The following is a 20,588-nucleotide window of genomic DNA, read 5'->3' as shown; positions in this document are numbered from 1 at the left end:
GCGGGTCAGCGGGCGGTCGCGCCACGACCCGCGCGGTCGAGCGTCCGGCGTACATCCGAGTCGTGGTAGTAGGTGCGCCCGGCGCGGGTGCTGCGGCGCCAGCGGCGCTCGCTCGCGTGACGGTAGACGCTGCCCGGCGCGATGCCCCACAGCCGGGCTATGTCGGCCGCGCTGACCCAGCGGGTGTCCGACGGGGATTCGGCCGGCGGTTCCGGGCTCGCGTCCTGCCGTGCGTCCCCGGCTGACCGGCCGTTCACCGATCGGCCCGTCGTCGACGTCGATGCCTTCGCACGGCGGGAGTTGATGCGGTGGCTGAGCTGTAGCCACTCGTGGCCGAGCCAGCGGTGTGCCGGGTCGGCGTCGCAGATGATCTCGGCGGGGACCTGCGGCTTCCGCGGATCGACGCGGGCGGCCAGCGCGCCGGCGCAGGACTCCTCGACGCAGCCGCCGATCGGCACCCGGCGGGCCTCCGAGGGATCGATCACCCGGCGGGCACGGCGTACGACCCGCGCGAGCTCCTCGGAGAGATCACCGGCGGCGTCATGCGTGCCCAGCCAGTCGGCGTGCCGCGTGAGGAACTCCGCGAGCGCGTCGACCGAGCGGGGCGGGGCGCTGAGACGCCGCTCCTCGACGACCAGGCCGACCCATGTCCAGAGGGTCGAGGCGAACGCCGAACGGGCCTCGGCCGCCGCCATGTTGAACGGCATGCCCGGCAGCGGCCCGCCGCTCGTCTTCTCGCGCGGCTGGTCGGAGCCGCCGAGCAGCCGCCCGCACTCCTCGTACAGCCCCGCCACCGCCCTCAGCTCGGCGAGCAGCCGTCTCTCGCACCCCGGGCACAGCCGGCGCCCGGCCTCGGCACGTCGGCGGACCAGCCCCGATGCCTCCCGGGCCGCGCAGCCGGCTCCCCCGCACACTGTTGTCGCCGCGGCGGCGCGAATCGTGTGGTTACGCATAGCAGACTCCCCCTTTGTCGAATTGTCGCCACGCTAGTTCGGGAGTTCGATACGGGCAACCAAGCCACGTGGACTTGCAGGACACTTGACACCGATTTCGCAGGCACTTTCCATCTGCCACGGCTCTGACGTGATTTGACATTTCCCTGTAGGGCGGGATCTTGACCAGGACCGTACGAGCGAAGAGAGTCGTGGCTAACGTCCTTCGAACTGTGCCCGGTCGACGGAGAGTTCACGGCTCCCCCGACAGCACACTGTTCTGACGTTGAATTCACACAGCTCTGAAAGTGGACCGCTTGACGCGGGCTGCCGCCCCGAAGAGGCTATTGAATACCGTCCGCCGACCTGTGCGGAATCCCGGGTGAATGACGCTCGCCGCGCTCGCCGCACCACAGCGACTTGTCCGCGCCTCTTCCGGTCGGTGACCGACGACCGACCAACGAAACCATTCGGAGGAGCCGCTGATGGCTACGCAGGAAGCAACGATCCAGGTACCGCACGCGGGGCCGGCCCATGAGCGCCGGGCCATCGCGCGCAGCGCGCTCCGCGTCTTCGCCCGTGAGGGCTGGCAGCGCTCCGACGCCGAGGCCGTGGCGGCCGAGGCCGGAGTCGACGCGAGCACGGTACGCCGGTACTACAAGGACAAGGAGCAGCTCTTCCTCGGCGTCCTGCTGGAGAGCACCGCGTCGGTGTCGGCGGCGCTCACCGCGATCGCCGAGCAGCACCTCACCCGGATCACGGATCTCGAACCCGACCTGATCGCCTTCGGTCTCGCCTGGCAGTCGCCGATCGCCGACTATCCGGATCACTTCGCCCTGGTACGGCGGATCTCGGCGGAGGTTTCGGTCCTCCCGCAGATCGTCATGGAGATCTGGCAGAACGCCGGACCGCGGCCGGCCCGGCGCGAGCTGGCCCGGCATCTGCAGCGGCTGTCCGAGCAGGGAGTGCTCGCCATCGAGGACGGCGACGCGGACCTGGCGGCGGGCCGTTTCATCCTGCTGACCTCCACCGGGATCGTCCAACGGACGTTCCACGGGACCGTGCCGCTCAGCGACCGGCAGATCGAGGAGCACATCACCGACGGTGTGCGGGACTTCCTCAGCCTCTACCGGCCGGTCGCCCGGCGCTGACGGCTGTCCCGTAATCCCCGGTGGATCAGCGCGCGGCGTCAGATGCGGTGCATCGCGAGGCGGAGGGTCGTCCTCGTACCGGGCGTGTTCGGGCGATCCGACAACACGGCGAGGTGCCGTAGCTGTCGTCGTGCGCCCGCCGGGGATTACGGGACAGCCCTGAGACGCGGGCGTGTCAATCGGAACGGTCCCTATCCGAAGGAGAGATGAGTGATGCACAGCACGCTGATCGTGGCTCGGATGGATGTTGATTCGAGCGTGGACGTCGCCCGTCTGTTCGGGGATTTCGACGCCACAGAAATGCCGCACCGGATGGGTACACGGCGGCGCCAGCTCTTCGCGTACAGGGGGCTGTATTTCCACCTCCAGGATTTCGAAGAGGACAACGGCGGGCGGCTGATCGAGGAGGCGAAGTCGGATTCTCGCTTCATACGGATCAGTGACGAACTGAAGCCCTGTATCGAGGCTTACGACCCGGCTACCTGGCGGTCCCCGAAGGACGCCATGGCCAGGCGTTTCTACAACTGGGAGGCGAAGGCGTGACACATCGTCGAGTGGTGATCACGGGAATAGGTGTCACCGCCCCGGGTGGAATAGGCCGCAAGAACTTCTGGTCCCTGCTGAGCGAGGGCCGCACGGCCACCCGCGGAATCACGTTCTTCGACCCGTCGCAGTTCCGTTCGCAGGTGGCGGCGGAGATCGACTTCGATCCGGAGGCCCATGGGTTCTCGCCGCACGAGATCCGGCGGATGGACCGGGCCGCGCTGCTCGCGGTGCTCTCCGCGCGCGAGGCGGTCGCCGACAGCGGGCTGGACTTCGCGGGCGTCGACCCGCATCGGATGGGGGTGACCATCGGCAGCGCGGTCGGCGCGACGATGGGCCTGGACCAGGAGTACCGGGTGGTCAGCGACGGCGGCCGACTCGACCTGGTCGACCACCACTACGCCGTCCCGCACCTCTACAACCACTTCGTACCGAGCTCCTTCGCGGCCGAGGTCGCCTGGGAGGTGGGGGCCGAGGGCCCGGCCACCGTGGTCTCCACCGGCTGTACGTCGGGCATCGACTCGGTGGGCCACGCGGTCGACGTGATCCGCGAGGGCACGGCCGATGTGATGGTCACGGGTGCCTCGGACGCGCCGATCTCGCCGATCACCATGGCCTGCTTCGACGCGATCAAGGCCACCACGGCGCGCAACGACGACGCGGAGCACGCCTCCCGGCCGTTCGACGGCACGCGCAACGGCTTTGTGCTGGGCGAGGGTTCGGCCGTCTTCGTCCTGGAGGAGCTGGAGTCCGCGCGGCGGCGGGGGGCGCACATCTACGCGGAGATCGCGGGTTACGCCTCACGCTGCAACGCCTTCCACATGACCGGTCTGCGGCCCGACGGCAACGAGATGGCCGAGGCCATCCGGGTGGCGCTGGGTGAGGCCCGGCTGCCGGCCGATTCGGTCGACTACATCAACGCGCACGGCTCCGGTACGAAGCAGAACGACCGCCACGAGACGGCCGCGTTCAAGAAGAGCCTGGGCGATCACGCGTACCGGACCCCTGTGAGCTCCATCAAGTCCATGGTGGGCCACTCCCTGGGGGCGATCGGCTCGATCGAGATCGCCGCCTCCGCGCTGGCGATGGAGCACCACGTGGTGCCGCCCACCGCCAATCTGCACACGCCGGACCCCGAATGCGACCTGGACTACGTGCCGTTGACGGCGCGGGAGCACCGCACGGACGCGGTGCTCTCCGTCGGCAGCGGTTTCGGCGGATTCCAGAGCGCCATGGTGCTGGCTCGTCCCGACAGGAGCGTGGCATGACGAGGGTAGTCATCACCGGCCTCGGCGTCGCGGCCCCCAACGGGACCGGTGCCGAGGAGTACTGGGCCGCCACCCGCGGCGGCAAGACCGGCATCGGCCGGATCACCCGCTTCGACCCCTCGCGGTATCCCTCACAACTCGCGGGTCAGATCAAGGGGTTCGACGCGGAGAAGCATCTGCCGGGCAGGCTGCTGCCGCAGACCGACCGGATGACCCAGATCGCGCTCGCCGCCACCGACTGGGCCCTCGCCGACGCGGGGGTACGGCCGGGCGATATGAGCGACTACGACATGGGCGTCGTGACGGCGAGTTCGTCGGGTGGCTTCGAGTTCGGCCAGAACGAACTCCGCAAGCTGTGGAGCCTGGGCAGCAAGCACGTCAGCGCGTACCAGTCCTTCGCCTGGTTCTACGCGGTGAACAGCGGTCAGATCTCGATCCGGCACGGTATGAAGGGCCCCAGCGGTGTGGTCGTGAGCGACCAGGCCGGTGGTCTGGACGCGCTCGCGCACGCCCGGCGGCAGATCTGCAAGGGCACCCGGCTCATCGTCACGGGCTCCATCGACGCCTCGATCTGCCCGTGGGGCTGGGTGGCGCAGATCGCCGGTGGGCGGCTGAGCACGAACGACCACCCCGACCGGGCCTATCTGCCCTTCGACGCGGAAGCCGGCGGTCATGTGCCGGGCGAGGGCGGCGCGATCCTCATCATGGAGAACGCGGACAGCGCCCGCGACCGGGGCGCCCGGGTCTACGGCGAGTTCGCCGGTTACGGGACGACCTTCGACCCGAGGCCCGGCAGCGCCCGGCCGCCCGGTCTGCGCAAGGCCATCGAACTGGCCCTGGCGGACGCGGACGCCGAACCGGGCGACATCGACGTGGTGTTCGCCGACGCCGCCGCCGTACCGGAGCTGGACCGTACCGAGGCCGAGGCGATCACCGCGGTCTTCGGCCCGCGCGGCGTCCCGGTCACCGCGCCCAAGACGATGACCGGCCGGCTCTACTCCGGCGCGGCGCCGCTCGACGTGGCCGCCGCCCTGCTCGCCATCGAGGAGGGGCTGATCCCGCCGACCACCAACGTCGAGCAGTCGGCCGAGTACGACCTGGACCTGGTGACCGGCCGGCCGCGTACCGCCGCGGTGCGCGCCGTGCTCGTACTCGCCCGCGGTGAGGGCGGTTTCAACTCCGCCGCCGTGATCCGCGACGCGCGCTGAGGCCGCGTCGCACCGTATGCCACCGGCCGCCCCCTCGGCGGCCGGCCGGTGCGCCCCGCCGTGTCGCGGGCGCACCAGTTCCACCCATCACCCACGAACGACAGTCCGAAGGGACAGCCATGGCCACGAACACCTTCACCATCGAGGACCTCAAGCGCATTCTCCTGGAGGGCGCGGGCGAGGAAGAGGGTGTCGACCTGAACGGCGACATCCTCGACACCGACTTCGAGGAGCTCGGTTACGAGTCCCTGGCTCTGCTGGAGACCGGCGGCCGGATAGAGCGCGAGTACGGCATCACGCTCGACGACGAGGCGCTGACCGACAACCGGACGCCGCGGGCGCTGATCGCGGCCGTCAACACCCACCTTGAGATCCCCGCCGCGGCCTGACCGTGCCGAAGCGGCAGCCGTGGCCGCCCGGGGCTCCCTCCCCCAGGGCCCGGACGGTCACGGGCCGCTGCCCCGCCGCGCCTTTCCACCCGCGGCGACACGTCAACAACCCTCATCACGCATCAATGTCGTTTGGAGAAGTGAAGTCATGTCGCAGCAGGAGAAGCGTGTTGCTCTGGTTTCGGGTGCCACGAGCGGGATCGGGCTCGCCGTCGCCCGGCTGCTCGCCTCCCAGAACCACCAGGTGTTCATCGGCGCGCGCAACGCCGAGAACATCACCTCGACCGTCAAGGAACTGCGCGAGGAGGGCCTCGACGTCGACGGAACCGTCCTCGACGTGCGCGACAGCGCCTCCGTCAGCGCGTTCGTCCAGGCGGCCGTGGCCCGTTACGGACCCGTCGACGTCCTCGTCAACAACGCCGGACGCAGCGGCGGCGGCATCACCGCCGACCTCACCGACGAACTGTGGGACGACGTCATCGACACCAACCTCAACAGCGTCTTCCGCCTCACCCGCGAAGTCCTCAACACCGGCCGCATGCGCCACAACAACCGCGGCCGCATCATCAACATCGCCTCCACCGCCGGAAAGCAGGGCGTCGTCCTCGGCGCCCCCTACTCCGCCTCCAAGCACGGCGTCGTCGGCTTCACCAAAGCACTCGGCAACGAACTCGCCCCCACCGGCATCACCGTCAACGCCGTCTGCCCCGGCTATGTCGAAACCCCCATGGCCCAACGCGTCCGCCAGGGCTACGCCAGCGCCTACGACACCACCGAGGACGCCATCCTCACCAAGTTCCAGTCCAAGATCCCCCTCGGCCGCTACTCCACCCCCGAGGAAGTCGCCGGCCTCGTCGGCTACCTCGCCACCGACACCGCCGCCTCCATCACCGCACAAGCCCTCAACGTCTGCGGCGGCCTCGGCAACTTCTGACCCGCCCACACCGGCCCCACCACCACAAAGGGAGTACGCGCATGTCCCAGACCGGCCCCGGCCCGCGCGAAGTCGAACACGAGATCACCGTCTCCGCCCCCGCCGCCACCGTCTACCAGCTCATCGCCGACGTCGAGAACTGGCCCCGCATCTTCCCCCCGACCATCCACGTGGACCACGTCGAACAGGGCGCGGCGCACGAACGCATCCGCATCTGGGCCACCGCCAACGGCGAGCCCAAGAACTGGACTTCACGCCGCACCCTGGACCCCGACACCCTGCGCATCACCTTCCGCCAGGAGATCTCCACACCCCCCGTCGCGACAATGGGCGGCACCTGGATCATCGAGCCGGTCACCGCGACCGAGTCCAGGATCCGGCTTCTCCACGACTACACCGCCATCGACGACAACCCCACCGACCTGGCGTGGATCGACGAGGCGGTCGACCGGAACTCGCGCTCCGAACTCGCCGCTCTCAAGACCAACGTCGAGGCCGCGCACCAGGCGGACGAACTCACCTTCTCCTTCGAAGACACCGTCCACATCAACGGCTCCGCCAAGGACGTCTACGACTTCATCAACGAAGCCGGCCTCTGGAACGAACGCCTCCCCCACGTCGCGACCGTCCGCCTGGAAGAAGACACCCCCGGCCTCCAGACCCTGGAGATGGACACCCGCGCCAAGGACGGCTCCACCCACACCACCAAGTCCTACCGAGTCACCTTCCCCCACCACAAGATCGCGTACAAACAGGTCACCCTCCCGGCGCTCATGACCCTCCACACCGGCCACTGGACCTTCAACGAGAACCAGCACGAGATCGGCGGCCGGACCGTCGTCGCCGCGACCTCGCAGCACACCGTCGTCATCAACACCGACAACATCGCCCGCGTCCTCGGCCCGGACGCCACCGTCGGCGACGCCAAGGAGTACGTCCACACCGCACTCAGCACCAACAGCCGCGCCACCCTCGGCCACGCCAAGAACTACGCGGAACAGCGGGCCTGACCATGGAGGGGCAGCGGACGAAGCGGAGTGAGGTCCTTCAGACCCAGGTCATCGTGGTGGGCGCCGGACCCGTCGGGCTGATGCTCGCGGGTGAACTGCGTCTCGGCGGGGCCGAGGTGATCGTGCTGGAGAGCAGGACGGCCCCGACGACGGAGTCGCGCGCCTCCACCCTGCACGCCCGCACGATGGAGATCCTCGACAGTCGCGGGCTGCTCGAAGAGTTCGGCAGCCCGCCGACGGAGCCCCGTGGCCACTTCGGCGGACTGCCTCTCGATCTGACGTCGAGCAGCCGCTACCCGGGCCAGTGGAAGGTCCCGCAGACACGGACCGAGGAGGTCCTCCAGGAGTGGGCCCTCTCGCTCGGCGCGGAGGTGCGGCGCGGCCACGAAGTGGTGGCGCTGAGCGTCGCGGAGGACCACGTCGAGGCGGAGGCCGTCGGCCCCGGCGGGACCGTGCGGGTACGGGGGCGCTATGTGGTGGGGTGCGACGGTGAGGACAGCGCCGTACGCCGTCTGACCGGGACACCGGCGCCCGGACAGGCAGCCGGACGCGAGCTGATCCGGGCCGATGTGGCGGGCATCGAGATCCCCAACCGGCGCTTCGAACGGCTGGAGAAGGGGCTCGCCATCGCGGCGCGGCGCGACGACGGCGTCACCCGGGTGATGGTGCACGAGTTCGGCCGCAGGGCCGAACCCCGCACCGGGGAGCCGGAGTTCGAGGAGATCGTCGGGATCTGGAAGCGGGTCACGGGCGAGTCCATCGGGCACGGCACACCCCTGTGGGGCAACGCCTTCGGTGACGCCAACCGCCAGGTCGTGCGCTACCGCGAGGGCCGGGTGCTGTTCGCCGGCGACGCCGCGCACCAGCAGATGCCGATCGGCGGCCAGTCCCTCAACCTGGGACTCCAGGACGCCGTCAACCTCGGCTGGAAGCTGGCCCTGGAACTCGTTCGTCCCTCGTCCGGCGAGCTGCTCGACAGCTACCACAGCGAGCGGCACGAGGTCGGCCGCCGGGTGCTGTCCCACATCAAGGCGCAGGCGATGCTGCTGCTCGGCGGACCCGAGGTCGAGGCGATCCGTACGGTCTTCGGTGAGCTGATCGACCGGCCACGGGTCCGCGGGCATCTGGCCGGGACCATCACGGGCCTGGACATCCGTTACGACGTCGGACCGGGCGACCATCCGCTGCTCGGCGCGCGGCTTCCGGACGTCCCGCTGCGTACGGAGCGGGGGGAGAGCAGTACGACAGCTCAACTCCGCCCGGGGCGTGGTGTGTTGCTGGTCCTCGACGAGAGCGGACCGGCGGACGGCCCCTGGGATGCCGTGCCGAACGCGGGGCCGGGGACCTCGGACGGCCCGCGGGCCGACGGACCGCGCGCCGTCGCCGAGCCGTGGGCGGACCGCGTCGTGACCGTGGCGGCCGGTCTGCGGCGCGACGGCCCGCTGTCGGGCGCCGGTGCCGTCCTGGTGCGGCCGGACGGGCACATCGTGCACACCGGATCCGGTACGGACGGCCTGGTGACCGCCCTGGAGCGCTGGTTCGGCGCGCCGGGCGCCCCGGAGCCCCGGACCGCGAACACGGCGGCGGAGCGGGCCGTGGCCACGGTCACGGCCGCCGCCGACGCCGCCACCGAGACACGACCGGCCGGACCGTCGGCCGGATCTTTCACCGGTCCGTCATTCGCCGGGCCATCCATCGACACTGGGAGAAACGACATGGGCAGGCTCACGGGCAGGACAGCTCTGGTCACGGGTTCGAGCCGGGGCATGGGCCGGGCGACGGCCGTACGGCTGGCGCGGGAGGGCGCGCTGGTCGCCGTCCACTACACCAGTCGCGCGGAGGCGGCCGACGAGGTCGTCGCCTCGATCGAGAAGGACGGCGGGCGCGCCTTCGCGGTCCAGGCGGAGCTGGGTGTCCCCGGTGACGTCCACGAGTTGTTCGTGGGCCTGGAGCGGGGGCTGAAGGAGCGTACCGGTTCGACCGAGCTGAACATCCTGGTCAACAACGCGGGTGTGATGGGCGGAGTCGCTCCCGAGGAGACCACCCCGGAGCAGTTCGACCGGCTGTTCGCGGTCAACGCCAAGGCGCCGTTCTTCCTCATCCAGCGCGCGCTGAAGAACATCCCGAACGGCGGCCGGATCATCAACATCACGTCCGGACTGACCCGTTGCGCCAATCCGCAGGAGATCGCCTACGCGATGACCAAGGGCGCCGTCGATCAGCTGGCGCTGCACTTCGCCAAGCACCTGGGCCCGCGCAACATCACCATCAACAGCGTGGCGCCGGGCATCACCCGCAACGGCAATCCGGTCTTCGACATGCCCGAGGTCGTCGAGCAGATGGCGCAGCTGTCGGCTCTCGGCCGGGTCGGCGAGCCGGAGGACATCGCCGACGTGGTGGCCTTCCTCGCCTCCGACGAGGCCCGTTGGGTCACCGGTTCGTTCGTGGACGCCACCGGCGGCACGTTGCTGGGGTGAGACCGTCCGCGCGGCTCTCCGCCGCACCGACAGGGCCGACCGCGTTCTCGCGGCCGGCCCTGTCACGTTTGCGCGCTCCGACCGATCCGGGAGAGGACCTTGACGTCGTACAGAACATCCACCTCCGCCGCCGCGACCGCCCCGGCGGCGGCCCCCGCGGGGTTGAGTCCACGGCTGTGGGGGCTGCTCGCCGTACTGGCGGGAAACATGCTCATCGACGCGCTCGAAGTGTCCGTGATGGTCGTGGCGATGCCCTCGATCGGCGCGGGCCTCGGCCTCTCCCTGACCGTGTTGCAGTGGACGATGAGCGGTTTCGCGCTGGGCTTCGGCGGTCTGATGCTGTTCGGCGGCCGGGTGGTGGCGCTGCTGGGCCGACGGCGGGTGTATCTGGCCGCGCTGCTCGTCTTCGCCGCCGCGTCCCTGGTGGCGGGGGTGACGAGCGATCCGGCGCTGCTGATCGCCACCCGCTTCGTCAAGGGTTTCTGCGCGGCGCTGACCGCGCCGACGGGCCTGGCCATCATCAGCACCGCCTTCGCGGAGGGGCGTGAACGCGGCCGGGCGCTGTCCGTCTACACCCTCTTCGGCGCCGGGGGTTTCACCGCCGGGCTGCTGTTGTCCGGCATGCTCACCGAGATCAGCTGGCGCTGGACGCTGGTCTTCCCCGCCCCCGTGGTGCTGTTGCTGTTCGTCTTCGGGCTGCGGCTGATCCCGGCCGACGAACCGGACGCGGCAGGGCCACGACGCTGCGGTGTGACCGGAGCGGTCAGTTTCACGGGCTCCCTCGCGGCGCTCGTGTTCGCGATCGCGGCCGTGCCCGGGGCGGGCTGGGGCGGTGCGCGTGTGCTCGGCCTCGCCGCCCTGGCCGCGACGCTGTTCACCGTCTTCCTCGCCGTCGAACGCGGGGCGTCCCAGCCGCTGGTACGGGCCGGGGCGTGGGTGAACCGGGCCCTGGTCCGCTCGGCCCTCGGGGCGGCGGCCCTCAACGGCTCGTATCTCGGGCTGCTGTTCGTCATCACCTTCCACCTTCAGACGCGGCTCGGCTGGGGCCCGCTGCACACCGGGCTCGCGCTGCTGCCCGCGAGCGCCCCGCTGGCGGCGACCGCGCTGCTCTCCGGGCGCATGGTGAGCAGGTTCGGCGCCCCCAAGCTGATCGCTGTCGGCGCGCTGCCACCGCTGCTCGGCCATCTCTGGTTCCTGCGCCTGTCCGCGCCGACCGCTTACGCGTACGACGTCCTGCCGACGCTGCTGCTGGTCGCGGCGGGTTTCGTACTCGCCTTCGCGGCGCTGAACGCGCAGGCCACAGCGGGCGCGCCGGCGGCCGAGCGGGGCATGGCGGGCGGGGTCTACCAGACGGCGGTGCAGGCGGCCGCGGTCGTGATGATCGCGCTGGTCGCGACCCTGCTGGCCGGCGACGTGGCGCCTGCGGGCGCCTCCGAATCGGTGGTCCTGGGGAGCTACCGGCCGGCGGTCGTCCTGATCACGGGTGTCGGCGCGCTGGGGCTCCTCGTCGGTCTGACGGGGCTGCTCCCGCGTACGCGCGAGCGCCCGCCCACGTCCGCACCGGGCTCCGGGCCGGGCCCCGAACCCGCCCCACTCCAGCCCCGCACCTCCTCGAACACCGTGACCTGAAAGGAATCACATGAGCCTCCAACAGATTCTGCCCGCCACCGACCTCGACGACGACCACTCGGACGCCTACGCCTACGCGTACGCCTATGACGACGACTACGAGTACGACTTCGACGAGGACGAGGACGGCGACTGGGACGCGGACATCCTCGGCCCCGAGGTGGCCGTGCCCGACCGGGACGTGCTCGCCGCCCTCCCGGGAGCCGAACGCACCCGGATCATCGACGAGTTGGTCTGCCAGGAGCTCGGCCGGGTGCTGCGGATTCCGCCGTCGGACATCGAGACGACCGGCAGCACGATGAACGCGCTGGGCGTGGGTTCCATCGCCGGGCTACAGATCCAGAGCCGGCTGGAAGCCGCCCTTCAGGTCGAGGTGAACCTTCAGCAACTCCTGCTCGCCAACAGCGCCGCCGAGCTGATCGACTGCCTCGCCGGACAGCTCGGTCCGGGTGACTCGGTGCACGCGAGGAACGCCAAGGCACGGGAACGGCACGCCGCGAAGCCGTCCGGCGCCCCCACAGCTCCGGACGCGAGAGCCGGGACGACGGGCTCGCTGTGAACGCGCGTCGCACCGGCAGCGCCGTACCGGAGGGGTCCGGGCCGATCGCGGCGCCCATGGCGGAGGATGGGCGGCTGGACCTGTGGCTGCTGCGGCTGCCGAAACACGACCGTATCGCCGGTTCGCTCGACCGGTCCGAACTGAGCGCCGCCGAGCGCGGCCGGGGGGCCGCGTTCGTCCGGCCCGCCGACTCGGTGCTCTATCTCTCGGCGCACATCGCGCTGCGCCGGGTACTGGCGTCGTATCTCGGGATCCACCCCCGCGACGTGGTGTTCTTCCGCGAGCCCTGTCCGGGCTGCGGCGGACCGCACGGCCGGCCGGCGGTCCGGCCCGTGCTGTCGCCGGGCGTCCTGTCGGCGGAGCCCCCGCTGCATTTCTCCCTCTCGCACAGTTCAGGTGTGGCGCTGATGGGAGTGGCCGGGACCCCGGTGGGCGTGGACGTGGAGCGGCATCCGCGCGAGGAGACCGCCGAGGTGTGCGCCAGAGCGCTGCACACCGATGAACGGGCGGAGCTGGCCGCGCTGCCGCAGGAGGCACGCCCGGACGGGTTCGGCCGGATCTGGACCCGAAAGGAGGCCTATCTCAAGGGCCTTGGCACCGGTCTGGGCCGGGAGCCGTCCCTGGACTATCTCGGCTCGGACACCGGCAGGAGGCCGGAGGGCTGGACGATCCTCGACGTTCCCTGCGGTCCGCGCCACCACGGCGCCGCCGCTCTCCTGGGGACCGGGCCGGTTTCGGCGTCGGTCCGTCGGCTGCCCATGAACAGTCTCCTCCTCGGCGGTGCCGTGGAGTCCGACGACGGTCCGGACGCGCAGTCGTCCGCCGCGTAGATCGTGAAGGAGCAGGTTGTGCAGCGACAATTGAACGAGTTGAGCCAGCTCAAGGAGGCGGCGCGCGGCGGACCGAGCGAGCGCGCCACCGAAGTGCAGCACGAGAAGGGCAAGTTGACGGCGCGTGAGCGTATCGACCTGCTCCTGGACAAGGGTTCGTTCAACGAGGTCGAACCCCTGCGCAGGCACCGGGCGTCCGGCTTCGGTCTGGAGAGCAAGAAGCCCTACACCGATGGTGTGGTGACGGGCTGGGGCACCGTGCACGGCCGTACCGTCTTCGTCTACGCGCATGACTTCCGTATCTTCGGCGGGGCGCTGGGTGAGGCGCACGCGCAGAAGATCCACAAGGTGATGGACCTCGCCGAGGCGGCCGGCGCCCCGCTGGTCTCGCTCAACGACGGGGCGGGCGCGCGTATCCAGGAGGGGGTGCTGGCGCTCGCCGGTTACGGGGGGATCTTCCGGCGCAACACCCGTTCCTCGGGAGTGATCCCGCAGATCTCGGTGATGCTTGGCCCGTGCGCGGGCGGCGCCGCGTACTCCCCGGCGCTCACGGACTTCGTGTTCATGGTCCGGGACACCTCGCAGATGTTCATCACCGGGCCGGACGTGGTGCGCGCGGTGACCGGTGAGGAGATCACCCAGAACGAGCTGGGCGGCGCGGATGTGCACGCCTCGGTGTCCGGTGTGGCGCACTTCCCGTACGACGACGAGGAGACGTGCCTGGAGGACGTGCGCTTCCTGCTGTCCCTGCTGCCGTCGAACAACCGCGAACTGCCCCCGGTCGTCAGGACCGACGACCCGGCGGACCGCACCACGGAGGCGCTGCTCGACATCGTCCCCACGGAGTCGGGGCGTTCGTACGACGTGCGGGCCGTCATCGAGGAGATCGTCGACGACGGCGAGTACTTCGAGGTGCATCCGGCGTGGGCGACCAATCTGGTCTGCGCGCTGACCCGGCTGGACGGGCAGGTCGTCGGCATCGTCGCGAACAATCCGGGGTCGATGGCCGGGGTGCTGGACATCGAGGCGTCCGAGAAGGGGGCCCGGTTCGTCCAGTGGTGCGACGCGTTCAACGTGCCGCTGGTGACGCTGGTCGACGTGCCGGGCTTCCTGCCCGGTGTCGACCAGGAGCACAACGGCATCATCCGGCGCGGCGCGAAGCTGCTCTACGCGTACTGCAACGCGACGGTGCCGCGGATCTCACTGGTGCTGCGCAAGGCGTACGGCGGCGCGTACATCGTGATGGACTCCCGCTCGATCGGCGCGGACCTGGCGCTGGCCTGGCCCGGCAACGAGATAGCCGTGATGGGCGCGGAGGGCGCCGCGAACGTCATCTTCCGCCGGGAGATCGCCGCCGCGGACGACCCGGAGGCGGTCCGGCAGCAGAAGATCAAGGAGTACAAGGCGGAGCTCATGCATCCGTACTACGCCGCGGAGCGTGGCCTGGTCGACGACGTGATCGACCCGCGCGACACCCGCAAGATCCTGATCCGCTCGCTGGCGATGCTGCACGCCAAGCACGCCGACGTGCCCTGCCGCAAGCACGGCAACCCGCCGCAGTGACGGGCCTCGACCGCCCGGAGGCCGGGTTCGTGACGTTCGGTGTGCTGCGGGTGGACGGCCCCGGCACCGCCGCCGAGCTGGTCGGGATCCTCACCGAGGAGGTGACCCGCTGGGTGCGGCACACCGAGGGGTTCGTCTCCGCCCGGGTGCATGTGAGCCTCGACGGGAGCACCGTCGTCAACCGGGGCCAGTGGACGAGTGAGGAGGACTATCACTCGTCGTTCCGCGGCAGGCCGGCGGACGGCGTGCTGCCGACCATCGCCGGCCGTCCGGGGGTGCTGGCCGCCACTGTGTTCACCGGCGCCCCGGCGCCTGGCATCGAAGGCCCGCAGGCGGCGGAGGAACCGGGCGTGGTGGCCGTGGCCACCCGGCATCTGAGCGGCCACGAGTCGGCCGTCGAGGTGACGGGCCTGCTGGCCCGCAGCGGTGAGTGGAAGCGGCACCATCCCGGTTTCATCTCCGCGACGCCCTATCTCAGCCAGGACGGCACGACGTTCATCAACTACCCCATGTGGGTCAACGAGTTCGCGTACTGCTCCTGGATGCGCGACCCGCGGATCGCCGAGGGACAGGAGGAGTTGGCCCGCCTCGAAGTCGCCCCGCCGGAGTACCTGTTGTGCACGGTGGCGGCGCAGATACACGCCCCGCCGCCGGTGCCCCCGGTGCCCCCGGTGCCCCCGGCGCGGCCCGGCGCGGCTGCCGAGAACAGCCAGGAACCCGGCTCGCGGAAAGCGGGCCCCCAAGGAGGAGGAGAGAGTTGAGCACCGAAGCTCCGGAACGAGACCTTCCCGGCCTGACCGTCGACGAGCACCGCGCGGCGCCGCCGCCCGGACTCGCCGGGGAGGACGACGAGTACCCGACGGACACGCACATCATCCGCGGCATCGACTGACCGGCACGAGCGGTTCGCGAGAGCGGGCGCGGTCGGCTTCGAGGTTCTGAGACTCGTAGAGAAGCGAGGAAATCGGAGACGTGAGGGAATCCATGACCGCGAAGGGCCAGGCGGGAACCGGCACGACCGGTCGAGCGGCACTGGCCGTGCTCCTGTTCGCCTCCACCCTCACCGTCATGGCGGGGACGGTACTCGTCCCCGTCCTGGCGCTGATCCGCGACGACCTCGGTATCGGCGGCACAGCGGCCGGGCTGCTGCTCACCGCGCACGCGCTGTCGATCGCGGTGACCGGCCCGCTCGCGGGCTGGTCGATCGACCGCTGGGGGCTGCGCGCGCCACTGGTCACGGGGCTGCTGGTGTACGGACTCGCGGGCGGCGCGGGCCTGTTCGTCGAGTCGTACGCCGCGCTGATCGTCAGCAGACTCGTCTTCGGCGTCGGCGCCGCGGCGGTGTTCACCGGTTCCACGGTGGCTCTGCTGACGCTCTATCAGGGCGTGGAGCGGGACCGGGCGATCGGCCGGCGTTCGACGGCCATCAGCCTCGGCGGCATCGTGTGGCCGCTGCTCGGCGGCGCGCTCGGCGGGATCTCCTGGCACAGCCCGTTCGCGGTCTATCTGGTCGGTCTGCCGGTCGGCGTGGCGATGCTGTGGGTGCTGCCCGCGGTCCCGGCCGCCGAGCGCCGTGCCGGTCGCGGGAACACCGTGCGACTGCTGCGCCTGTTGCCCGTGCGGGTGTTGGGCCTCTACGGGGTCTCGTTCGTCAGCTCGCTGCTTCTCTACGTGCTCGCGGTCTTTCTGCCGCAGCGGCTGGCCCAGGTGGGTGTCGAGCAGCCGTTCCTCGTCGCCTGCTACACCATGGCCACCTCGCTGAGCGGCGCGGTGGCCGGTCTGGTCTACGTACGGTTGCGGCGGCGGTTCGGCTACGCCGGGCTGCTCCGGGTGGCCGCCGCCGCGTGGTTGGCGGGGCTGCTGGTGGCCGGTACGGCGGATCACCTGGTGCCGCTCGCCGCCGCTCCCGCGCTGTTCGGGGTCGGCATGGGGGTGGCGGTGCCCACGCTGACCGTACTGATCGGTGAGGCTGCTCCGCCCGGTATGCGCGCCCAGGCCACCGCGCTGTCGGGGACCGCCGCGTTCACCGGCCAGTTCGTCTCCCCCCTGCTGGTGGGGCCGCTGGTGGGGGCGACCTCGCTCCGGGCGGGGTTCCTGGTCGCGGCGCTGCTCGCCGGGGCCGTGCTGCTCGTGGTCGGGGCGGCCCGGCCGGCGCCGCCACTCGTACCGGCGGGCGGGTTCCACCCCGATCCCCACCGCCCCACCAGGCCGGTCGCCGGCCTTGAGAAGAACGGAGACGCGGCATGAACGACGACGCACCGGAAGTCCGTGAGATCACCCTGAACGCCGACGGCATCCCCCTGTCGGCGCTGCTCGCCGAACCGCGCCACACACCCTCGCGGGCCGTGGTGGTCGCCGTGCACGGCGGCGGCATGCGAGCGGGCTACTTCGACGGGCGGGCCGCCCCCGGCCAGTCGCTGCTGGAACTCGGCGCGCGGCTGGGCTGGACCGTGCTCGCCGTGGACCGCCCCGGCTACGGCCGGTCGGCCCAGCGGCTGCCGGAGGGGCAGACCCTCGGCGAACAGTCCCTCACCCTGCACGCGGGGCTGGCGGACTTCGCCACCCGGTACGACACGGGCGCCGGGTTCCTCATGATCGCCCACTCCTTCGGCGGCAAACTCGCCCTGACCGCCGCCGCCGATCAGCACGGCGTCGAACTGATCGGCCTGGACATCTCCGGCTGCGGACATCGTTACGCCGTGGAGACGGCCCAGTTGCCGACCACCGGCGCCCATGGCAACTGGCGGCTGAACTGGGGTGTGCTCAGGCTCTACCCGCCGAACGCCTTCAAGCTCAGCGGGCCGTTGGTCGCCCGGGTGCCCGCCCTGGAGGCGCGTGAGGCCCACACCTGGCCGCAGCGGTTCCCCGAGATCGCCGCGAGCATCCGGGCGCCGGTCCGCTTCACCTTCGCAGAACACGAACTGTGGTGGCGCCACAACGACGAGGAAATCGTCGCGCTGACGGGGCTGCTGAGTTCTTCACGCGTGGTCGTGGACCGGCTGCCGAACGCGGGCCACAACATAAGTCTCGGCTGGGCGGCCCGCTCGTACCATCTTCGCGCTCTGGCCTTTCTGGAGGAATGCCTTCTGGAGCGTCAAGTCGCGCTGTCGCGGCATTGAGTGTGCGGCTTGCCGCAGGCGCGGGGTCTGACACTCCTCTGACGTGCCTCTGACCTTCCTCGGACATACGCGTCACGTTCTTTCGGCCGGCTACGCGTATCTGATGAAACTTCACCGGGATCTGATCCGCGGTCCCTTGAACTCGACCTGAGAACCGAAGAGTCTGGGTGTCATATTTCGCCGCGCTGTCTTCCCCACCGACGTGCGATCCGGCGGTTGCCCAGGGACGTGCCGCCAATTCCATCTCCCTTGAAGGAAGTTCCGACGATGGCCAAGGAGAAATACATGGACGCCGCTGTTGTTGTCGTGGGTGCCGGACCGGCCGGTCTGATGCTCGCGGCCGAACTCAAACTCGCGGGTGCGGATGTCATCGCCCTGGAGAGCCGCCCGGAACGGAGCGGGGAGTCGCGCGGACTGGGCTTCACCACCCGCACGATGGAGGTCTTCGACCAGCGCGGGCTGCTGCCCCGCTTCGGGGACATCGAGATGAGCACCCAGGGCCACTTCGGCGGCCTGCCCGTCGACTTCAGCGTGCTGGACGGTGCCCACCAGGCCGCGAAGACGGTGCCTCAGTCCCAGACGGAGGCGAAGCTGGAGGAGTGGGTGGGCGAGCTCGGCGTGGACCTGCGGCGCGGCCACGAGGTGCTGTCCTTCACCGACGACGCGGACGGCGTCGAGATCGAGGTCCACGGCCCGGACGGCACCGAGACACTGCGCGCCGGGTATCTGGTGGGCTGCGACGGCGGACGCAGCATGGTACGCAAGGCCGCCGGCTTCGACTTCCCCGGGACCGCGTCGACCATGGAGATGTTCCTGGCCGATGTGAAGGGGCTCGACCTCGAACCGCGCATGATCGGCGAGACGCTGCCGGGCGGCATGGTCATGATCGGCAAGCTCCCCGGCGGCATCACCCGGCTCATCCTCTGCGAGCGCGGCAACCCGCCTCAGCGCCGTACCGAAGCGCCGGCCTACTCCGAGGTGGCCGACGGCTGGAAGCGCGTCACCGGAGACGACATCTCGCACGGCGAGCCGGTGTGGGTCAGCGCCTTCGGCAACGCCACCCGGCAGGTCACCGAGTACCGCCGGGGCCGGATCATCCTCGCCGGCGACTCGGCGCACATCCATCTGCCGGCCGGCGGCCAGGGCATGAACACCAGCATCCAGGACGCGGTGAACCTCGGCTGGAAGCTGGCCGCGGTGGTGCGCGGCAAGGCCCCGGAGAGCCTGCTCGACACGTATCACTCCGAACGACACCCGGTGGGCAAGCGGCTGCTGATGAACACTCAGGCCCAGGGCCTGCTGTTCCTCAGCGGCTCGGAGGTCCAGCCGCTGCGTGACGTGCTGCGGGAGCTGATCGGGTACGAGGAGGTCAGCCGGCACCTCGCGGGCATGGTCAGCGGTCTGGAGATCCGTTACGACGTGGGCGGCGGCTCGCATCCGCTGCTGGGCCGCAGGATGCCGCACCTGGAACTGATCGGGGAGAACGTCAAGACCAGCAGCACCGAGTTGCTGCACGCCGGGCGCGGTGTGCTGCTCGACCTCGCCGACAACGCGGTGCTGCGCGACCGCGCCCGGGGCTGGACGGACCGGATCGACGTGGTGACGGCGGCGCCGCACGGCGTGGCCGAGGGCAGCTCCCTGGCCGGGTCCGGCGCCCTGCTGATCCGCCCGGACGGCTACGTCGGGTGGGCCGCTCCCGGCAGCTACAGCGACCTCCCGATGGCGCTGGAGCGCTGGTTCGGGCCCGCCCGCTAGCGGGCGTAGGGCCCGTCCGACCGAGGGCCCTCGCGGAACGGGACCGGCAGCGCCACGCCGGTCCCGCTGTCGTGTGCGCCGCACGTCAGAGATTCAGGCCCGCGTGTGCGGACTGTCAATCCCCGGTGAAGTGCGTTGACCTGTGACGGTCGACCGAAGAAGGTGGTTATCAGGCTCCATTGCTGTGCCTCCTGATTACGGCCGCCTTTCCGAGGGTGGCCTTCTTCGATTTGTCGGGGCTCCAGCGATGAAAAGGAGTCAGTGATGGAAACGACCGGGACAGAACCTGTTGTCCGGGTGGAGAAAGGTGATCCCGACGACGAGGAGCTGGCCGCGGTGATCGCGGTGGTTCTCGCGTGTGCCGCCACCGCGGACGCGGCCCAGGACGAATCGGACGAGGGCCGCGGAGCCGCCTTCAACTGGCGCCCGACGGAACGGGAATCCGCTTATCGCGGCCCTCGGGCCTGGCGGCATATTCCACCCTCTACAAGTCTTCGTTAAGAAACTTGTCGGCCGCCCCCGCAGCCGAAGAAGCTGTTCATGGGGCCCCGTCATCGACTCGGTTTCCCCAGCAGGTCGATCCCGTCCTTGACAGGTCGATCCCGTCTTGAAAGGCACGGTAATGACTGAGAATCCCATCAAGCTGGCGGTGATCATCGGCAGTGTGCGGCGCGGGCGATTCGGCCCCACCGTGGCCAAGTGGTTCGCCCGTCAGGCACGCGCCAACGGTGGCGTGAGCGTGGATGTCATCGACCTGCTCGACTTCCCGCTGCCGCTCCAGATGCCTTCGCCCGGCCGGCCGTGCGAGACCGAAACGGCCGAGGTGCGCGACAGGCTCGGTGCCCGGCTGGCCGCCGCCGACGCGTTCGCCGTCGTGACGCCGGAGTACAACCACACCTTCCCGGCTGCCCTCAAGAACGCGATCGACTGGTACCAGGACGAGTGGAACGCCAAGCCGGTCGGGCTGGTCAGTTACGGCGGCATGAGCGGTGGCCTGCGCGCGTCGGAGCATCTGCGGCAGGTCTTCGCGGAGGTGCACGCCATGACCGTGCGCGACGCGCTCAGCTTCCACAACGCCTGGCGCCAGTTCGAGAAGGACGGTGCCCCGGCCTCCCCCGAGGGTTCCGAAGCCGCGGCCAAGGGCCTGCTCGGCCAACTCCTTTGGTGGGCCGAGACGTTGCGCGAGGCGCGGAGCACCCGCCCGTACAAGCACTGAACGAC

20 protein-coding genes are annotated in these 20,588 nt (G+C 70.4%); 19 read left to right on the top strand and 1 reads right to left on the bottom strand.

Translation table 11 applies throughout. The features are described 5' to 3' along the window. Positions 1 to 5 precede the first annotated feature (5 nt). Positions 6 to 953, bottom strand: a complete 948-nt coding sequence (locus ACIBBB_RS03105) for a hypothetical protein (protein ID WP_398978098.1) — start codon at positions 951 to 953, stop codon at positions 6 to 8. 464 nt (positions 954 to 1,417) lie between these two features. Here ACIBBB_RS03105 and ACIBBB_RS03100 point away from each other — a divergent pair, with 464 nt between their 5' ends. From ACIBBB_RS03100 to ACIBBB_RS03010, 19 genes are all read left to right on the top strand, one after another. After that, positions 1,418 to 2,083, top strand: coding sequence for a TetR/AcrR family transcriptional regulator C-terminal domain-containing protein (locus ACIBBB_RS03100; protein ID WP_398978096.1), 666 nt, complete (start codon positions 1,418 to 1,420; stop codon positions 2,081 to 2,083). A gap of 213 nt (positions 2,084 to 2,296) precedes the next feature. Continuing rightward, positions 2,297 to 2,626, top strand: coding sequence for a TcmI family type II polyketide cyclase (locus ACIBBB_RS03095; RefSeq protein WP_398978095.1), 330 nt, complete (start codon positions 2,297 to 2,299; stop codon positions 2,624 to 2,626). Continuing rightward, positions 2,623 to 3,894, top strand: coding sequence for a beta-ketoacyl-[acyl-carrier-protein] synthase family protein (locus ACIBBB_RS03090; RefSeq protein WP_398978093.1), 1,272 nt, complete (start codon positions 2,623 to 2,625; stop codon positions 3,892 to 3,894). Before ACIBBB_RS03095 ends, ACIBBB_RS03090 begins: the two co-directional genes overlap by 4 nt. Beyond that, positions 3,891 to 5,102 (top strand): ketosynthase chain-length factor, encoded by a 1,212-nt coding sequence (locus ACIBBB_RS03085; RefSeq protein WP_398978091.1) that lies wholly within the window; start codon positions 3,891 to 3,893, stop codon positions 5,100 to 5,102. Before ACIBBB_RS03090 ends, ACIBBB_RS03085 begins: the two co-directional genes overlap by 4 nt. A 119-nt stretch (positions 5,103 to 5,221) precedes the next feature. Continuing rightward, positions 5,222 to 5,491, top strand: coding sequence for an acyl carrier protein (locus ACIBBB_RS03080; RefSeq protein ID WP_398978089.1), 270 nt, complete (start codon positions 5,222 to 5,224; stop codon positions 5,489 to 5,491). A 148-nt stretch (positions 5,492 to 5,639) separates the two neighbouring features. Further along, complete coding sequence (fabG, locus tag ACIBBB_RS03075) at positions 5,640 to 6,425, top strand: 3-oxoacyl-ACP reductase FabG (protein WP_398978087.1); 786 nt, start codon at positions 5,640 to 5,642, stop codon at positions 6,423 to 6,425. A 41-nt stretch (positions 6,426 to 6,466) separates the two neighbouring features. After that, a complete protein-coding gene (locus ACIBBB_RS03070) occupies positions 6,467 to 7,435 on the top strand; it encodes an aromatase/cyclase (RefSeq protein ID WP_398978085.1) in 969 nt (322 codons plus the stop codon). Between the two features lie 2 nt (positions 7,436 to 7,437). Beyond that, positions 7,438 to 9,912 carry an SDR family oxidoreductase gene (locus tag ACIBBB_RS03065; RefSeq protein WP_398978083.1) on the top strand — a complete coding sequence of 825 codons (2,475 nt, stop codon included), beginning with the start codon at positions 7,438 to 7,440 and terminating at the stop codon, positions 9,910 to 9,912. 99 nt (positions 9,913 to 10,011) lie between these two features. After that, positions 10,012 to 11,541, top strand: a complete 1,530-nt coding sequence (locus ACIBBB_RS03060; RefSeq protein WP_398978081.1) for an MFS transporter — start codon at positions 10,012 to 10,014, stop codon at positions 11,539 to 11,541. 10 nt (positions 11,542 to 11,551) lie between these two features. Then, positions 11,552 to 12,100: an acyl carrier protein gene (locus tag ACIBBB_RS03055; RefSeq protein ID WP_398978079.1), complete on the top strand. Its 549-nt coding sequence runs from the start codon at positions 11,552 to 11,554 to the stop codon at positions 12,098 to 12,100. Further along, positions 12,097 to 12,930, top strand: a complete 834-nt coding sequence (locus ACIBBB_RS03050) for a 4'-phosphopantetheinyl transferase family protein (RefSeq protein ID WP_398978077.1) — start codon at positions 12,097 to 12,099, stop codon at positions 12,928 to 12,930. Before ACIBBB_RS03055 ends, ACIBBB_RS03050 begins: the two co-directional genes overlap by 4 nt. 18 nt (positions 12,931 to 12,948) lie before the next feature. After that, the gene (locus tag ACIBBB_RS03045) at positions 12,949 to 14,493 is read left to right on the top strand and encodes an acyl-CoA carboxylase subunit beta (protein ID WP_398978075.1); all 1,545 of its coding nucleotides are present in this window, start codon (positions 12,949 to 12,951) and stop codon (positions 14,491 to 14,493) included. Next, on the top strand, positions 14,490 to 15,254 hold the full coding sequence (locus tag ACIBBB_RS03040; RefSeq protein ID WP_398978073.1) for a hypothetical protein: 765 nt from the start codon (positions 14,490 to 14,492) through the stop codon (positions 15,252 to 15,254). Before ACIBBB_RS03045 ends, ACIBBB_RS03040 begins: the two co-directional genes overlap by 4 nt. Next, the gene (locus tag ACIBBB_RS03035; RefSeq protein WP_398978072.1) at positions 15,251 to 15,385 is read left to right on the top strand and encodes a hypothetical protein; all 135 of its coding nucleotides are present in this window, start codon (positions 15,251 to 15,253) and stop codon (positions 15,383 to 15,385) included. Before ACIBBB_RS03040 ends, ACIBBB_RS03035 begins: the two co-directional genes overlap by 4 nt. A gap of 80 nt (positions 15,386 to 15,465) precedes the next feature. Then, the gene (locus tag ACIBBB_RS03030; RefSeq protein WP_398978070.1) at positions 15,466 to 16,740 is read left to right on the top strand and encodes an MFS transporter; all 1,275 of its coding nucleotides are present in this window, start codon (positions 15,466 to 15,468) and stop codon (positions 16,738 to 16,740) included. After that, positions 16,737 to 17,612, top strand: coding sequence for an alpha/beta hydrolase (locus ACIBBB_RS03025; RefSeq protein ID WP_398978068.1), 876 nt, complete (start codon positions 16,737 to 16,739; stop codon positions 17,610 to 17,612). The genes ACIBBB_RS03030 and ACIBBB_RS03025 overlap by 4 nt, the downstream gene beginning before the upstream one ends. A 285-nt stretch (positions 17,613 to 17,897) precedes the next feature. Further along, complete coding sequence (locus ACIBBB_RS03020; protein ID WP_398978807.1) at positions 17,898 to 19,367, top strand: FAD-dependent monooxygenase; 1,470 nt, start codon at positions 17,898 to 17,900, stop codon at positions 19,365 to 19,367. Positions 19,368 to 19,631: 264 nt separating this feature from the next. Continuing rightward, positions 19,632 to 19,868 (top strand): acyl-CoA carboxylase subunit epsilon, encoded by a 237-nt coding sequence (locus tag ACIBBB_RS03015; RefSeq protein WP_398978066.1) that lies wholly within the window; start codon positions 19,632 to 19,634, stop codon positions 19,866 to 19,868. A gap of 121 nt (positions 19,869 to 19,989) precedes the next feature. Further along, on the top strand, positions 19,990 to 20,583 hold the full coding sequence (locus tag ACIBBB_RS03010) for an NADPH-dependent FMN reductase (protein WP_398978064.1): 594 nt from the start codon (positions 19,990 to 19,992) through the stop codon (positions 20,581 to 20,583). Positions 20,584 to 20,588: the final 5 nt, after the last annotated feature.

This window comes from Streptomyces sp. NPDC051217, from assembly GCF_044455465.1.
Classification (GTDB): domain Bacteria; phylum Actinomycetota; class Actinomycetes; order Streptomycetales; family Streptomycetaceae; genus Streptomyces.
The sequence above is the reverse complement of the archived record's forward strand: the minus strand, read 5'-3'. Positions and strand labels throughout refer to the sequence as shown.

Excerpts from the sequence above, each read along its gene's own strand:
- ACIBBB_RS03105 (WP_398978098.1), bottom strand. The coding sequence starts at position 953 with ATGCGTAACCACACGATTCGCGCCGCCGCGGCGACAACAGTGTGCGGG.
- ACIBBB_RS03100 (WP_398978096.1), top strand. The coding sequence starts at position 1,418 with ATGGCTACGCAGGAAGCAACGATCCAGGTACCGCACGCGGGGCCGGCC.
- ACIBBB_RS03095 (WP_398978095.1), top strand. The coding sequence starts at position 2,297 with ATGCACAGCACGCTGATCGTGGCTCGGATGGATGTTGATTCGAGCGTG.
- ACIBBB_RS03085 (WP_398978091.1), top strand. The coding sequence starts at position 3,891 with ATGACGAGGGTAGTCATCACCGGCCTCGGCGTCGCGGCCCCCAACGGG.
- ACIBBB_RS03080 (WP_398978089.1), top strand. The coding sequence starts at position 5,222 with ATGGCCACGAACACCTTCACCATCGAGGACCTCAAGCGCATTCTCCTG.
- fabG (WP_398978087.1), top strand. The coding sequence starts at position 5,640 with ATGTCGCAGCAGGAGAAGCGTGTTGCTCTGGTTTCGGGTGCCACGAGC.
- ACIBBB_RS03070 (WP_398978085.1), top strand. The coding sequence starts at position 6,467 with ATGTCCCAGACCGGCCCCGGCCCGCGCGAAGTCGAACACGAGATCACC.
- ACIBBB_RS03065 (WP_398978083.1), top strand. The coding sequence starts at position 7,438 with ATGGAGGGGCAGCGGACGAAGCGGAGTGAGGTCCTTCAGACCCAGGTC.
- ACIBBB_RS03055 (WP_398978079.1), top strand. The coding sequence starts at position 11,552 with ATGAGCCTCCAACAGATTCTGCCCGCCACCGACCTCGACGACGACCAC.
- ACIBBB_RS03025 (WP_398978068.1), top strand. The coding sequence starts at position 16,737 with ATGAACGACGACGCACCGGAAGTCCGTGAGATCACCCTGAACGCCGAC.
- ACIBBB_RS03020 (WP_398978807.1), top strand. The coding sequence starts at position 17,898 with ATGGACGCCGCTGTTGTTGTCGTGGGTGCCGGACCGGCCGGTCTGATG.
- ACIBBB_RS03015 (WP_398978066.1), top strand. The coding sequence starts at position 19,632 with ATGGAAACGACCGGGACAGAACCTGTTGTCCGGGTGGAGAAAGGTGAT.
- ACIBBB_RS03010 (WP_398978064.1), top strand. The coding sequence starts at position 19,990 with ATGACTGAGAATCCCATCAAGCTGGCGGTGATCATCGGCAGTGTGCGG.